Raw genomic sequence first — 14,951 nt, forward strand, 5'->3', positions numbered from 1 at the left:
CGAACCCGGAAGCTAAGGCCTGGCACGGCGATGGTACTGCACCCGACAGAGTGTGGGAGAGTAGCACACCGCCGCATACACACGTAACGAGGCCCGGTAGAGCACACGCTCCCGGGCCTCAACCATTATCCAGACCTATAACTTAACCAGATATACAAAAAGCCTTTCAGAGATAATCTGAAAGGCTTTTTGATTAGTCAAACCTAATAATTAGAAAACTAGAAATCGAAGTTGTCAGGATCGGCGCCGTTGCGCTTACCGGTGTTGAGCGCGGTAACGGCGGCCATATCCTCAGGTGCCAGGTTGAAGTCGAATACGTCGAAGTTCTGCTTAATACGCTCGGCGTGGGTGGACTTCGGCAGCACGACGATGCCGCGCTGGATGTGCCAACGAATCACCACTTGAGCGGCGGACTTGCCGTACTTGGCACCGATTTCAGCCAGCACCGGCTCGGCAAGCAGGTTGCCGCCAGTACCGCCCAGCGGGCTCCATGCCTCGGTATGAATGCCCTTACCGGCAAGGAAATCAATCAGCTCTTGGTTGGTGAACTGCGGGGAGGATTCGATTTGATCTACAGCAGGGACCACGTCACTGTTCTTCAACAGCTCTTCAATATGATGCTGCTGGAAATTGCTTACGCCAATGGCCTTGGCACGGCCGGATTGATAAATCTTCTGCAGATCATCCCAAGCCTGCTGCCAACCATCCGCAGGCCAATGAATCAGATACAGGTCCACATAATCCAGTCCCAAACGGTCGAGGCTCTCCTGGAACGCCTCAAGCCCGCGATGCGCGCGAATATCGTCATTCCAGAGCTTGGTGGTCAGGAAGAAATCCTCACGCGGCACACCAGCACGGCGAATACCTTCGCCCACGGAAGCCTCGTTGCGATAGATCATCGCCGTATCAATGTGGCGGTAGCCGTTCTCCAACGCTGTCTGTACGGCGTTGATGGTGGTTTCTCCGTCAGGAGTCTGGAACACGCCCAAACCAACCTGAGGAATCACCGTGCCATTGTTGAGGGTAATCGTCGATTGAAGCGCCATAATGCCTCGCTTACTCGAATCAGTACGTTCCTGAGCTATTCTACGAATCAGAACAGCTGATTATGCGGATTTTGCTTGGTGAGGAATCTCATCGTGGCTTATATAACGGAGCGGACTATGCAGTATGTTGCAGCGTTTGATGCGGGAACCACGGCACTGAAAGGCGCGCTGGTGGCTGAGGACGGGCAGATTGTCGCCAGTGCAAGTTGTGACCTCACACTGATCATCGATGGCGATTTTCGCGAGCAGAATCCTAATGAATGGTGGCAGGCATTCTGCCAAGTATCCCAAACGATGCTTGCTCAAGCGCAAGAGCGCGAACCTGGCTTTACTGCTGCGCAAGTTGCCGGCATTATCTTCAGCGGGCAGATGCAGGACGTCATTGCGTTGGATGCCGAACTCAAGCCTGTATGCAATGCGATCCTGTACTCGGACGGTCGCGCGGATGCCGAAGCCGAACAACTCGGCAATGCATACTTGGGTGGTACAGCACGATTCCTTGAAACCGTAGGCAACCGTTTGGAAGGTTGCCTGCCGCTGCCGAAGCTCATGTGGCTGCGAGATCATGAGCCGGCAACGTTCGAGCGCATGCGTCATGTGCTGATCAGCTCCAAGGATTATCTCATCGCACAGCTGACGGGCACGTGCATTGGCGATGTAGTAGCATGCTCAACAGCCGGTGCAATGAATATTCGCGCCGGGCAGTGGGATAAGGAACTGTGCGAGGCTGCGGGCATCGATATCGCACTGTTGCCTGAGCTGCATAAGCCACAGGATCGCATCGGCACTGTGACTGTGGCAGCTGCAGCGCTTACTGGATTTGCCACCGGCACTGCGGTGCACGCCGGCATTGGCGACGCCGGTGCCACTACATTCGCCAGCGGCGTCGCCAGACCCGGCCAGTACAACATCAATATCGGTACATCCGGTTGGATTGCCACTGTGTCTCCGGAACCATTCGTCAACAAACCGGGGGCCGCGAACCTGAAGTTTGGTGTGGAACCGGGATTCGTAAACGCGGTGCCGTTCCTTAATGCCGGTGACGTGCACAAATGGGCGACCGGTGTATTCGCGAACGGTGATTATGCCGAAGTCCATGAGTTGATTGCAGCATCAGCGCCCGGAGCCAATGGCGTGCTATGCCTGCCGTATTTGGTGGGGGAACGGTTCCCGGTGATGAATCCGACCATTCGCGGCACATACGTTGGCATCACGCCGGATACCACGCAAGCGGATATGGCTCGGGCGGCATTGGAAGGTGTGGCATTTTCGATTCGTCAAGGGATGGAAAGCTTCGATGCCGAGCCGATATCCATATCGTTGATCGGTGGCGGCGCCCGCGAAACCGCATGGTGCCAGATTCTCGCCGGTGTGCTGAACCATCCGATTGACGTATACGCCAACGCTGATATCCTGCCGGCCGTGGCGCTCACTTCATTGGTGTTTGATCAGCCTGACCTCGCTTCAAACATCGCCGAGACCACGACCTATGTGCCAAATCCGAAAGCCGTGCGTGTATATAACGAGCGTTACCCACGGTTCCTCAAGCTATATCCGTCTATATGCACACTGCAAACCGTCTGATATCTCACGATACGGGTGAAAGTGAACGTTTCCGGGCACTTCGTGGCTTCACATTGCTACGATGAGGCGTTATGAGCGAGAACATCATGCGAATCATCGACCTTCGTGGTCAGAAACTGTCCCGTGCCGAACTGCTGGCCGCGATGCCGCGCGCCGCAATGGGCACCTCCGAAGCCACCGATCTGGTGCGCCCGATTCTTGACGATGTCAAGGAGCGCGGTGCGGCAGCCCTGCGTGACTTTGAGGAAAAGTTCGACCATGTGCGCCCCAAGAACCTGCGCGTGCCGGCCGAAGCGATTGCCGATGCGCTCACCACGCTCGACCCTGAAGTCCGTGCAGCCATCGAGGAGTCGGTGCGTCGCGCCCGTGCCGTGGCCAAGAACCAGGTGCCGAAGGACTTCCACACGGATCTGGCTCCCGGTGCTCGCGTCGCCGAACGTTGGATTCCGATTCAACGCGTTGGCCTGTACGTGCCTGGCGGCAAGGCCGTGTACCCATCTTCCGTGATTATGAACGCCGTGCCGGCACAGGCCGCAGGCGTCGAATCCCTGGCCATTGCCACTCCACCCGCACGCGATAACGCGGAAGGCCTGCCGAACAAGACCATTCTCGCCACCTGTGCCATCCTTGGTGTCGACGAAGTGTACGCGGTCGGCGGAGCACAGGCCATCGCCATGTTCGCCTATGGTGCCAAGGGTTCCGAGCCACAGGACGGCGACGTGCTGTGCGATCCGGTCGACAAGATCACCGGTCCGGGCAACATTTTCGTGGCTACCGCCAAGTCCCTGGTTTCCGCATTCGTGGGTATCGATGCCGTGGCCGGCCCGACCGAAATCGGCATCATCGCCGATAAGGACGCCAACCCAAGCCTGCTCGCCGCCGATCTGATCGGCCAGGCCGAGCACGACGAGCTCGCCGGCTCTGTACTGTTCACCGATTCTCCTGAACTAGCCGAAAAAGTGCAGGAGAACCTCAACTACCGTGTGCCGAAGACCGAGCACGCTGAACGCGTGCACACGTCTCTGTCCGGCGCCCAGTCCGCCATCGTGCTGACCGATGGTCTCGACCAGTCCATCGATGCCGCCAACGCGTACGCCGCCGAGCACTTGGAAATCCAGACCAAGGACGCGGACGCCGTGGTCAAGCGCATCAAGAACGCCGGTGCCATCTTCCGCGGCCCGTACTCCCCGGTGCCGCTGGGCGATTACATGTCCGGTTCCAACCACGTGCTGCCCACCGGCGGCACCGCTCGCTTCGCTGCAGGCCTCGGCGTGCACACGTTCATGAAGCCCGTCGAAGTCATCGAATACGACGAGGAAGGTCTGAAGGAACTCGCCGCCCGCATCAACGCGTTCGCAGTTTCCGAAGACCTGCCGGCACACGGTGAATGCGTGCTCTCCCGCTTCGTGGAAGACCCGTATAACAAGGAAACCCTGCGCGAACAGGAAAAGGAAGCTGGTCTGCTGTGAGCACTATTCCCTCCAACCTGCCGCTGCGCAACGACCTGATCGGCGAGGAACCGTATGGAGCCCCGCAGCTCGACGTACCGGTGTGCCTGAATGTCAACGAAAATCCGTACGCTCCGGATCCGGCCGTATGCGACACCATCGCCAAGCGCGTGCGTGAAATCGCACCAACACTGAACCGCTACCCGGATCGCGAACACATTGAGCTTCGCAAGGCATTCAGCGACTATCTGGCCCGCGAATCCGGCACCCGACTGGACGTGGACGAACTCTGGGGCGCGAACGGCTCCAACGAGATCATGCTCCAGTTGTTCCAGGCGTTCGGTGGGCCCGGTCGCACGGCTCTGGGCGCCGACCCCACGTATTCCATGTATCCGGAATATGCGCGTGACACGTTCACCGGCTGGAAGCTCGCTCACCGCAACCCGGACTTCACACTGAACGTGGAGAAGGTCATCGAAGCCATCAACGAGGTCAAGCCCTCGATGGTTTTGCTGACCAGCCCGAACAATCCTACCGGCACCCCGCTGCCGATGGAGGACATCGAGCGTATCCTCGCCGCCTGCGAAACCGCCGAAGTCGCGGGAGCCGGAGAAGGCATGCATCCGATTCTCGTCATCGACGAAGCCTACGTGGAGTTCCGCAAGCCTGGTACTCCGAGTGCTGTCAGCCTGATCAAGGACCATCCGAACCTGGCCGTCAGCCGCACGATGAGCAAGGCATTCGCCTTCGCCGGCGCACGCGTCGGCTATCTCGCAGCCGACAAGGGCATCATCGATTGCGTGCGCATCGTACGCATGCCGTATCATCTGTCCGCTGTGACCCAAGCCGCCGCACTGGCTGCTTTCGAGCACACCGACGAACAGCTGAGCCGTGTGGAACACCTGCGTGAAACCCGCGAAGCCACCGCCGAATGGTTGAAGCAGCAGACTTACAAGGGGCAGCACCTCGAAGTGGCCGAATCCGGCTCCAACTTCCTGCTCTTCGGTGGCCATTTTGACAAGCGTGACGCCATCTTCGACGAGCTGTTGAAGCGCGGAGTCCTGATTCGCGTAGTCGGACCGGACGGTTGGCTGCGCGTATGCATGGGCACCGACGAGGAAATGGAAACCTTCCGTAACGCCCTCGCCGAAGTGCTCCGTGTCGTAGAAGCAGCCTAGGCAACACACTTCCACTTCGGAACTGCGGCAGGGCACCGGTACAATCCGGGCCCTGCCGTGTCCGTTCCATTCGCACATAATCAGGAGACATGATGGCAAGAACCGCACATATTGTTCGCGAAACCAGCGAATCACACATCGACCTTGAGCTGAACCTCGACGGCACCGGTCAGACCGACATCGACACCTCGGTGCCGTTCTACAATCACATGATGAACGCGCTCGGCAAGCATTCGCTGATTGATTTGAAGATTCACGCTCACGGCGACACCGATATCGATGTGCATCACACCGTGGAAGACACCGCCATCGTATTCGGCGAGGCTCTGAAGCAGGCGCTGGGAGACAAGCGCGGTATCCGCCGATTCGCCGACGCCACTGTGCCGCTGGATGAGGCTTTGGCCAAGGCCGTGGTTGATATTTCCGGCCGCCCGTACTGCGTATGCTCCGGCGAGCCGGAAGGCTTCGAATACTGCATGATGGGCGGTCACTTCACCGGCTCGCTGGTCCGGCATGTGATGGAATCCATCGCACTGCACGCCGGTATCTGCCTGCACATGCAGGTGCTCGCCGGCCGTGATCCGCACCACATCGCCGAAGCCGAATTCAAGGCATTGGCCCGTGCGTTGCGTTTCGCCATCGAACCTGACCCGCGTATCGAAGGCTTGATTCCGAGCACCAAGGGAGCTCTGTGATGGCCGACAATACCGACGATAAGAACCAGGATTTGAATTCGGATCCGGATAACGAGTCGCATTTCTCGGACGAAGAACTGGAGGCAGCACTCGCCGGATTCGAAAAGGAATTCGCCGACGAGGATGCGAGTACAGCTGATGCCGCCAATGCCTCTGCCGACACCGACTCCGTTGATGATGCTGATGTGGCCAATGTAGCCGATGCAGTCAATGAGGCAATGGCCGACGTAGTCGATCCCTCAGTTGGTTTCGATAACGAACTTGCCGGATTACTTGGCAACAAGGCGAAAATCGCGCTGATTGTCACGCGTATCGCCGCTGCCGACCTGCTGGCCGCATTCTGCCAGCTTTCCGACATTTCGGCCGAATGCATCGGATCCAATCAGGGTGCCGTCGCCGTCTTGAAGAACCTTGATGGCGATGGCCCGGAGGCTGCTGCCAAGGATTTGACCACCGTGGTATCCGGCATGGCCGTGGTCTTGGCAGTGAATCGTGCCGACAAGCTCGAAGCCACCATGTATATGCAGGGCGAAGCCGGTCAGACGTTTGCTCCGCCGGTGCTGTTCAATTCCACGCCACGATTCGTGGAGGATTTGATGCTCGGCATTGTGCCGCTGGTGCAACTCAAAAGTCAAGGATTCGAAGTCGTGAACTCCGCGGAACTCGACCATGACAAGGCTATGGAAATCATCGCCAAGCACACCAAGCAGGGGCGTGCCGGTCGCGGTTCGCGAATCGAATAAGCATACGGAAATCACAAGGTAGGGGAGAAGCTTATGACCACGGCAGTTGTATTCGACTACGGTTTCGGCAATGTGCGCTCCATGGTGCGCGCATTGGCGAATCTTGGCGTTGATACCACGCTGACGTCCGATTACCGTCAGGCACTTGAAGCGGATGGTCTCGTGGTGCCTGGCGTCGGCGCATTTGCGGCCTGCATGGAAGGCCTGAAGCAAGTGGACGGCGACCGCGTCATCTACGATCGCATCCGCGCCGGCCGCCCGGTGCTCGGCGTATGCGTAGGCGAGCAAATCATGTTCGAACATGGTACCGAGCATGGCGAGCAGGCTGATGGCGTCGGTCTGATCGGCGGTTCCGTGGATCCGTTGGATGCCGATGTGGTGCCGCACATGGGCTGGGATACCATTGAGGCTGCCGAAGGTTCCGTGCTGCTCAAGGGTGTGGAACATGAGCGCTTCTACTTCGTGCACTCCTATGCGGCTATGGGCGTGAGCCCGGCTGACACTTCACGTTTCTCCATTGATTTCGGTGATGAACCCGAGCGTGTGAGCTGGTGCCAATACGATCGCTCTCGATTCGTGGCCGCCTACGAACATGGCCCGCTGTTCGCCACCCAGTTCCATCCGGAGAAATCCGGCGATGCCGGTGCCCAGCTGCTGAAGAACTGGATCGCCACACTGTAACAACTTGGGGCTTAACAACCTGTTGCCAGGTATTTGAAGAAAGGTTTACCACTATGTCGTTGACTCTGCTCCCCGCCGTTGATGTGCGCGATGGCAAGGCCGTGCGCCTGCGCCAAGGCGAATCCGGTTCCGAAACTGATTACGGCTCACCGTTCGAGGCCGCTCGCACGTGGGTTGAAGCCGGTGCCGAATGGATTCACTTGGTTGATTTGGATGCCGCTTTCGGCACGGGCAACAACCGTGACCAGTTGCGCCAAATCGTCCATGAGCTTGGCGACAAGGTGAACATCGAGCTCTCCGGTGGCGTACGCGATGATGATTCGCTGGATGCTGCATTGGAAGCTGGTGCTGCCCGCGTCAACATCGGTACCGCCGCTTTGGAAAACCCGGATTGGACGGCTTCAGTCATCAAGAAGTATGGCGACCGTGTGGCTGTAGGGCTTGATGTGCGTGGCCATACTTTGGCTGCCCGCGGCTGGACCCGCGAGGGCGGCGACCTATTCGAAACCATGAAGTTCTTGGATTCCGTGGGCTGCTCTCGTTACGTGGTGACCGATGTGGCCAAGGACGGCATGATGTCCGGTCCGAACATCGAACTGCTACGTGAAGTGGCCGAACGCACCAACGCCAAGGTGACCGCATCCGGCGGCATCTCCAAGCTGGACGATCTGCGCGCCATCAAAACCCTGGCTGACTTGGGCGTGGACGCCGCAATCCTCGGCAAGTCCCTCTACGCGCGCGCCTTCACCCTCCAGGAAGCACTGGAAGTCGCGAAGTAAGCCACGGATATAGAAACTCATCGCATGATGTGGGGTATTTCAACCGAGATGCCCCACATTTTCATAGGAGGCAACGGGTTACACGGGGAATTGCACTCTTGGCGTCCATAATTCCGATAATTATCCCCATTTTCCCGAATTATGGACACTAAGAAAGTGTTGGCGTCCAGAATTCAGGGAATTAGCCTTGCCTGTCGTAATTTCGGACACTGAGTTCGAGTCAGTGTCCAAAATTCAGGGTGATGGGGATGTTTACCCGAATTATGGACGGTGTAAGTTCGCTGACAGGAGGCTGACTGTCTAGGGTGCGTTGGTTTGTGTGCTTCGGATAGTTGTATGCGTGTATTGACGCGGTTCAAATAGGTACTATTGAAATAAATCGTCAATAACAAATAATGAGGAGGACTTTATGGTGACGATGCAGGATGTGGCTAAAAGAGCGGGGGTATCAAAAGCCACGGTATCGTACGTGCTGTCTAATAGTCCTCTTATCACCGAAAAAACCGCGGCGAAGGTACGTAAAGCGATGGACGAGTTGGGATACTCGGTTAATCACATGGCTCGATCGCTTTCCACATCGCGTACGGATACGATTTGTATTGTTTCGCCGGCGTTGCAGGGCAATGGCTTTTCTCTTTCCATGGGCGCGTATTTATATGCGCTTTCAGCTGCCGCGCATGACATGGGATACGACTCACTGTTACTGACCAATGATTCGCCGCAAGCGCTGAGTAGCGCTATTGATGCGCGGAAATTCGACGGCGTGATATTGCTTGAGGTTCGCGACGATGATCCAAGGGTCAAGGTGCTACAAAAAACACAGTTCCCAGGAGTTCTATTGGGTAAGCCCAAAGAGCTTGGTGGTCTTGATTACGTGGATTCCAATTTTGAAGGCGCCGCGAGCCAGCTGGTGGATGTGTTGGCTGATGCGGGGCATCGTGAGGTGCTGCTGGTGGGGTGGCCTCGGCATACATATGATTCCGGTTTGAACTTCGCGCTAAGGTTTCGTGATGCCGCCATACTCCGTGCACGTGAGCGCGGCATGGATTTGCATATGGTGTACTCGGATAATGAAGTGCTCGGGTCGGATCTAGCGGTGAAACAGGCGTTGCTTGCCTTCCCGGATGCTACGGCGATGATTATTCATAATGATGCCGCGTTGGTATCCGCTCAGCAGGTATTCAAAGACCTTGATGTCGAGGTGCCGGACGATATTTCCGTGGTGACGCTTGCTCCCGATCAGATGGCAACGGGGATGAGGATGCCGTTCACTTCTATGAGCATCAACCTCAATGAAGTGGCGAAGCATGCTGTGGAGGTGCTGGATAGGCGCATCCGAGGCCGTGCCGCAGAGGAGCAGTGCATACTGGTCGATGCGCAGCGCATTGATGCCGGGTCGGTGGACGCACCGGAAAGCAATGAATAAAAAAGTTTTAATTCAATGATTTGACTTTCTTGATTATGATTCTTATACTGTGATTTAACCGGTTCAACAAAGCGCCGCTGCTTTACAACCACTCATTGAACCGGTTAAAAGCTTGCTGGTGCAATCTTCTGAAAGGACAGACAATGAAGTTGAGCAAGATTCGTGCCGCTGTGGCACTGACGGCCGTGGCCGCAATGACGGTAGGAGTTACGGCATGTGGAAGTTCCTCCGCATCCGGATCCTCGGAAAATGACAAAACCATCAATTTCTGGGATCCGTATCCACAGCATAAGGCCGGATCGGACTGGGACAAGCTCGTACAATCCTGCGCGCCTGATGGCTATACGCTGAAGCGCCAGGGTGTGGCCACCGCCGATTTGATTAACAATCTCACCACTGCGGTCAAAGCGGACAATGCTCCGGACGTGGCGATCATCGACAACCCCGCCATGCCATCCGCTGTAGATGCAGGTCTCATCACCGATGTCAAGGATGCTGGAGTGAACACCGATGGTTTTGATGAGAACATCGAAGGCCCAGGCGTGGTGGACGGTACTCAGTATGGTGTGGCATTCGGCACCAACGCATTGGGACTGTATTACAACCCGCAGGTGTTGGAAAAGGCCGGCGTAGATATTTCAACTGTCAAGGATTGGGACTCCTTGAACGAGGCCATCAAGAAGGTCGTTGACTCTGGCGCTAAGGGCATCACTTTCTCTGGCATCACCGGCGAGGAAGGCGTCTTCCAGTTCGAGCCTTGGTTCTGGGGTGTGAACGGCGACCTGAGCAAGCCGGAATCCCAAGCCGCCAAGGATGCACAGGATCTGCTGTCCGGGTGGGTGAAGAACGGTTGGGCTCCAAAGTCCGTGGCCACCGATAACCAGTCCGCCTCCTGGGATTTGTTCCTAACCGGTGAATATGGTTTCGCTGAAAATGGCTCTTGGCAGGCCGCCACCGCACAGGAAAAGGGCTTCAAGTCCATACCGATTCCAGCCAAGGACGGCGGTGTGGCTAACGTGCCGACTGGTGGTGAATTCGCCACCCTACCGTTCCACAAGAAGGCCAATGCAGATAAGACCAAGGCTGCGGCGGATGTGATCAACTGCCTGACCAGCGATGATAACCTCGTCAAGACCAATGAGACCTTGGGCTACCTGGCCGCCAAGAAGGACGTGCGCACCAAGCAGGTGGCAGAAAACCCGCTATGGGAACCGTGGGTCGATTCCGTGGAGAAGGCAGAAGGCCGTACCACGAAAGTCGGCCTCAAGTACGAGGACATCTCCGCCACGCTTTCTAAGAACCTGCAGGCCGCACTGAACTCCTGATAGGCGCGAAGCCGCATTCCTATTCGTTTTCTCCTTCCTCCTACAAGCATGGGAGTCAGAAGCAAAATGCCGTGCAGCACAAGCTGCTGTCTCCCATGCTTTTCCTTTGCCTTTTCCTTTTCTTGACACTGACATACGTCACTCGCTATTTCGAGGTGATTCCTTCATGACAACCGCAGTGCAGCAGGCGGCAGGCACTCAGCCGCGTAAGTGGATGAAAACATCCACTCTGGCCGCCATCGGGTTCGCAGCCCCACTCATTATCTATCTACTGATTTTCTACATCGCGCCACTTGTGCAGAACATTTCCATGAGCTTGCATCGGTACACGCGCAGAACATTTGTCACCGGAGAAGCCCCCTGGTCGGGTTTGGACATTTACAAGGAAGTGGTGGGCTCCCACGAGTTCTGGGTTACGTTCGGCCAGACCATGGTGTTCGTCATCATCTCCATCTTCTTCCAATACTGGATTGGCCTTGCGCTCGCCGTATTCTTCAATCAAAACTTCAAACTCTCAGGTTTACTCCGCGGTGCATTTCTAGTGCCGTGGTTGCTGCCGCCGATGGTATCCGGCACCACATGGCAGTGGATGATGGACGCTGACAACGGCGTGATCAACAAATTCCTCGGATTATTCGGTGTTGATCCCATCTGGTGGCTGCAGGCTGATCATTCGTTGTGGGCGGTGATCATCGCCAACATCTGGCTAGGTATTCCATTCAATCTGGTGATTCTCTACTCCGGATTGCAGAACATCAATGTCGACCTTTACGAGGCGGCTTCGCTGGATGGCTGCAACGCCTGGCAGAAATTCTGGAAGATCACGTTCCCGCTGTTAAAGCCGGTCACCATGATTACGCTCCTGCTCGGCTTCGTCTACACGCTCAAAACCGTGGACATCATCTGGATCATGACCAAAGGTTCCGGCACCTCGCAAACCTTGGCCACATGGTCGTATGCAATGGCCTTCGGCAAGGGGTATTCGTCCACTATCAAATATTCAGAAGCTTCGGTGGTCGGCACCATCCTGATTCTCATCGCCCTGGTATTCGCCTTCATCTACCTGTGGGCGCAGCGCAGTGAAAATCAGGCCAAGAAGACCAAAAAGTCCACGAAGAGGAAGTGACATTATCATGCAACATCGTTCTACGTGGTGGAAGACCCTTATCGGCATCATTCTTACCCTGATCATGCTGTTCCCGGTGTACTGGATGATCAATATATCCTTCACCCAGCGTCGCTCCATACGTTCCGGCGACTTATGGCCGAAGGATTTCACACTTGACAACTTCGCAGCCGTGTTCCGCGATCAAATGCCATATCTGGGCACATCATTGCTGATCGCCTTATGCTGCGTGGCGTTGACACTGCTGATTTCCCTGCCGGCCGCATACGCCATTTCGATTCTTCGACTCGCCGGTGAGAAGACCGTCAACTTCATTCTTGTAGTGGCGCAGATGATTCCAGCTGTGGTTATGGCACTTGGCTTTTACCAGATTTATTCCCAGATTGGCCTGCTCGATACGATTCCCGGCCTGATTCTGGCCGACAGCACTGTTGCAGTGCCGTTTGCCGTAATGCTGCTTTCCAGTTTCATGGCTGGTATGCCGCGCTCGCTGATCGAAGCTGCTGAAATCGATGGCGCATCCAAGTGGACCGTGTTCACCAAGATCGTAGTGCCATTGAGCCGTAACTCGATCGTCACCACATCGCTGTTCGCGTTCCTTTGGGCATGGAGCGACTTCATGTTCGCCTCCACGCTTGACTCCGGTGGCGGCAAACTTCGCCCGATCACCATGGGCATTTACGACTATATCGGCGCGCAAAACCAGGAATGGGGTCCGCTGATGGCTTCAGCCGTGGTGGCTTCCGTGCCAACTGCACTGCTGCTCATCGTTGCTCAGAAATATGTCGCCGCAGGTGTCACTGCAGGCGCGATCAAGGACTGATTATCATGACTCAATTCTCCGCTATTGATAATGGCCACTCATTGGTTTGGACCGGTGATGGTGAATACTTGCGCATCGATCCGTGGGGCAGGGATTCCGTGCGCGTCCGCGCCTCGAAAATGCATGAGCCTCTTGACTTGGACTTCGCTTTGGAACAGCTTCCGGGCGGCTCCGGAGAATCGGCTACCGTTACGATTGATACCGAAAACGACACCGCTCAATTCGTGAACGGTGAGATCACCGTCAAAGCCGAAGCCCGGCATTGGCGGTATGGCTCTTCCGGATATGAGGAGTTCCGTTGCACGCTCAGTTTCTGGAAGACTTCAGATGGTTCTCTGCTGTTCAAGGAGCTGCCCGAAGGTGGTTCATTGAATCTGCAGGCGCGTCGTTATGAACCCATCTCAGGCGGTGATCATGCCATCACGGTGTCGTTCGTGGCTCCGGAAGACGAGCATCTCTATGGCATGGGCGAATATCAACAGCATGTGATGGATCTCAAAGGTTCGACGTTCGAACTTGCGCATCGCAACTCGCAGGCATCCGTGCCGTTCGTGGTCTCTTCCGCCGGATATGGCTTCCTGTGGAACAATCCGGCGGTGGGCGAGGCAACGTTTGCGAAGAACCGTACTGTGTGGAAGGCTGAATCCTCAAAACAAATTGATTATTGGATTACCGTCGGTGCCACACCGGCCGATATCGAACGCAACTATGCGAACGCCACCGGCCATGCGCCAGTGATGCCCGAATGGGGCTTGGGATTCTGGCAGTGCAAACTGCGGTATTGGAACCAGGAACAATTGCTGAATGTCGCACGCGGCTTTAAGAAGCGTGGCATTCCACTGGATTTGATTGTTATTGATTTCTTCCACTGGCCGTATATGGGGGATTACCGCTTTGAACAAGAATTCTGGCCCGATCCCAAAGCCATGTGTGATGAGCTGCATCAGATGTGCGTCAAACTCATGGTGTCCGTATGGCCGCAGGTGTCCATCAACTCCGAAAACTATGTGGAGATGAAATCCAAGAATCTGCTCGTCAAAGCGGAACGTGGCGAAGACCTCGGCATGATGTTCGAAGAGCCGAGCCAGTATTATGATGCGACCAATCCCGCCGCACGCTCCTATGTGTGGGAGAAATGCAAGAAGAACTACGCCGACTACGGTGTGGATGCCTTCTGGCTGGACGAAGCCGAACCTGAATATGGCTCGTACAACTTTGACAACTACCGCTATTACACCGGGCCAAACGTGCAGGTGGGCAACACCTACCCGCGCGATTACAACCGCGGTTTCTATGAAGGCCAGCTGGCATACGGTCGTGAAGGGCAAATCGTCAACCTGACACGTTGCGCATGGGCCGGCTCGCAGAAATACGGCGCACTGGTCTGGTCCGGAGACGTCGGTTCGACGTTCGATGATTTGAAGCATCAGATCACCTGTGCCATCCATATGGGTATGGCCGGCATACCTTGGTTCACCACGGATATGGGCGGATTCCACGACGGTGATATCAACTCTGACTACTTCCACGAAGTGTTTCTGCGCTGGGCCCAGTTCTCCTGCTTCTCACCGGTGATGCGCAATCACGGTGACCGTTCCGCATTGCAGCCGGACGGCACCATGAAGGAAACCATCACCCGTTCCGACGGTTCTCGCTGTTCGCCTTCCGGCGCCGATAACGAACCGTGGAGCATGGGGGAGGACGTCGAGAAGATCCTCGTCAAATTCATCAAACTACGCGAAACCTTGCGGCCTTATACGCGAGAGCTATTTGATGCCGCCCACACCGACGGGCAGCCGTTGGTTCGTGGTCTGTTCTATGAATTCCCCTCGGACACCAAAGCCGCGGATGTAGCTGATGAATACCTATTCGGTCCTGATTTGCTGGTGGCTCCGGTTCTGGAATACGGAGCTCGCGAGCGTGATGTCTACCTGCCGGGCGACGCCAATGTGACTTGGATAGATGTGCGCAATGGCGAATCATACGCAGGCGGAAGCACCATCACGGCTTCCGCTCCGTTGAGTTCGGTTCCGGTCTTTGCCCGCAATGGGCATGATCATGGGTTGACCGGGACGCTATGACGCCTGAGAACAAGAT

13 protein-coding genes are annotated in these 14,951 nt (G+C 56.2%); 12 read left to right on the forward strand and 1 reads right to left on the reverse strand.

The genetic code is table 11. The annotated features are described in order from the left end of the window. Window positions 1-218 precede the first annotated feature (218 nt). Window positions 219-1,046, reverse strand: coding sequence for an aldo/keto reductase (locus CSQ86_RS03610; protein ID WP_100493779.1), 828 nt, complete (start codon window positions 1,044-1,046; stop codon window positions 219-221). A gap of 117 nt (window positions 1,047-1,163) precedes the next feature. Between CSQ86_RS03610 and CSQ86_RS03615 the strand changes: the two genes are divergently transcribed. The 12 genes from CSQ86_RS03615 to CSQ86_RS03670 all read left to right on the forward strand — a co-directional run bounded on the left by CSQ86_RS03615 (window position 1,164) and on the right by CSQ86_RS03670 (window position 14,935). Further along, entirely contained in the window at window positions 1,164-2,630 is a 1,467-nt protein-coding gene (locus CSQ86_RS03615; RefSeq protein WP_100493780.1) for a xylulokinase, read from the forward strand. A 71-nt stretch (window positions 2,631-2,701) separates the two neighbouring features. After that, complete coding sequence (gene hisD, locus CSQ86_RS03620) at window positions 2,702-4,099, forward strand: histidinol dehydrogenase (RefSeq protein WP_165773732.1); 1,398 nt, start codon at window positions 2,702-2,704, stop codon at window positions 4,097-4,099. Continuing rightward, window positions 4,096-5,256 carry a histidinol-phosphate transaminase gene (locus tag CSQ86_RS03625; RefSeq protein ID WP_100493781.1) on the forward strand — a complete coding sequence of 387 codons (1,161 nt, stop codon included), beginning with the start codon at window positions 4,096-4,098 and terminating at the stop codon, window positions 5,254-5,256. The genes hisD and CSQ86_RS03625 overlap by 4 nt, the downstream gene beginning before the upstream one ends. 92 nt (window positions 5,257-5,348) lie before the next feature. Beyond that, entirely contained in the window at window positions 5,349-5,951 is a 603-nt protein-coding gene (hisB, locus tag CSQ86_RS03630; RefSeq protein ID WP_100493782.1) for an imidazoleglycerol-phosphate dehydratase HisB, read from the forward strand. Next, entirely contained in the window at window positions 5,951-6,694 is a 744-nt protein-coding gene (locus CSQ86_RS03635; protein WP_100493783.1) for a hypothetical protein, read from the forward strand. Before hisB ends, CSQ86_RS03635 begins: the two co-directional genes overlap by 1 nt. A gap of 33 nt (window positions 6,695-6,727) precedes the next feature. After that, window positions 6,728-7,375 (forward strand): imidazole glycerol phosphate synthase subunit HisH, encoded by a 648-nt coding sequence (gene hisH, locus CSQ86_RS03640; protein WP_100493784.1) that lies wholly within the window; start codon window positions 6,728-6,730, stop codon window positions 7,373-7,375. Window positions 7,376-7,428: 53 nt separating this feature from the next. After that, window positions 7,429-8,154, forward strand: a complete 726-nt coding sequence (gene priA / locus CSQ86_RS03645; protein ID WP_100493785.1) for a bifunctional 1-(5-phosphoribosyl)-5-((5-phosphoribosylamino)methylideneamino)imidazole-4-carboxamide isomerase/phosphoribosylanthranilate isomerase PriA — start codon at window positions 7,429-7,431, stop codon at window positions 8,152-8,154. A 409-nt stretch (window positions 8,155-8,563) separates the two neighbouring features. Then, window positions 8,564-9,580: a LacI family DNA-binding transcriptional regulator gene (locus CSQ86_RS03650; RefSeq protein WP_100493786.1), complete on the forward strand. Its 1,017-nt coding sequence runs from the start codon at window positions 8,564-8,566 to the stop codon at window positions 9,578-9,580. A gap of 143 nt (window positions 9,581-9,723) precedes the next feature. Beyond that, window positions 9,724-10,905 carry an ABC transporter substrate-binding protein gene (locus CSQ86_RS03655; protein WP_100493787.1) on the forward strand — a complete coding sequence of 394 codons (1,182 nt, stop codon included), beginning with the start codon at window positions 9,724-9,726 and terminating at the stop codon, window positions 10,903-10,905. A 166-nt stretch (window positions 10,906-11,071) separates the two neighbouring features. Further along, window positions 11,072-12,031, forward strand: a complete 960-nt coding sequence (locus CSQ86_RS03660) for a carbohydrate ABC transporter permease (RefSeq protein ID WP_243387606.1) — start codon at window positions 11,072-11,074, stop codon at window positions 12,029-12,031. Between the two features lie 7 nt (window positions 12,032-12,038). Next, window positions 12,039-12,854: a carbohydrate ABC transporter permease gene (locus CSQ86_RS03665; protein ID WP_100493788.1), complete on the forward strand. Its 816-nt coding sequence runs from the start codon at window positions 12,039-12,041 to the stop codon at window positions 12,852-12,854. 5 nt (window positions 12,855-12,859) lie between these two features. Continuing rightward, complete coding sequence (locus CSQ86_RS03670) at window positions 12,860-14,935, forward strand: glycoside hydrolase family 31 protein (protein WP_100493789.1); 2,076 nt, start codon at window positions 12,860-12,862, stop codon at window positions 14,933-14,935. The last annotated feature ends 16 nt before the right edge of the window (window positions 14,936-14,951 follow it).

This window comes from Bifidobacterium felsineum, assembly GCF_002802915.1.
In the GTDB taxonomy this organism is placed as follows: domain Bacteria; phylum Actinomycetota; class Actinomycetes; order Actinomycetales; family Bifidobacteriaceae; genus Bifidobacterium; species Bifidobacterium felsineum.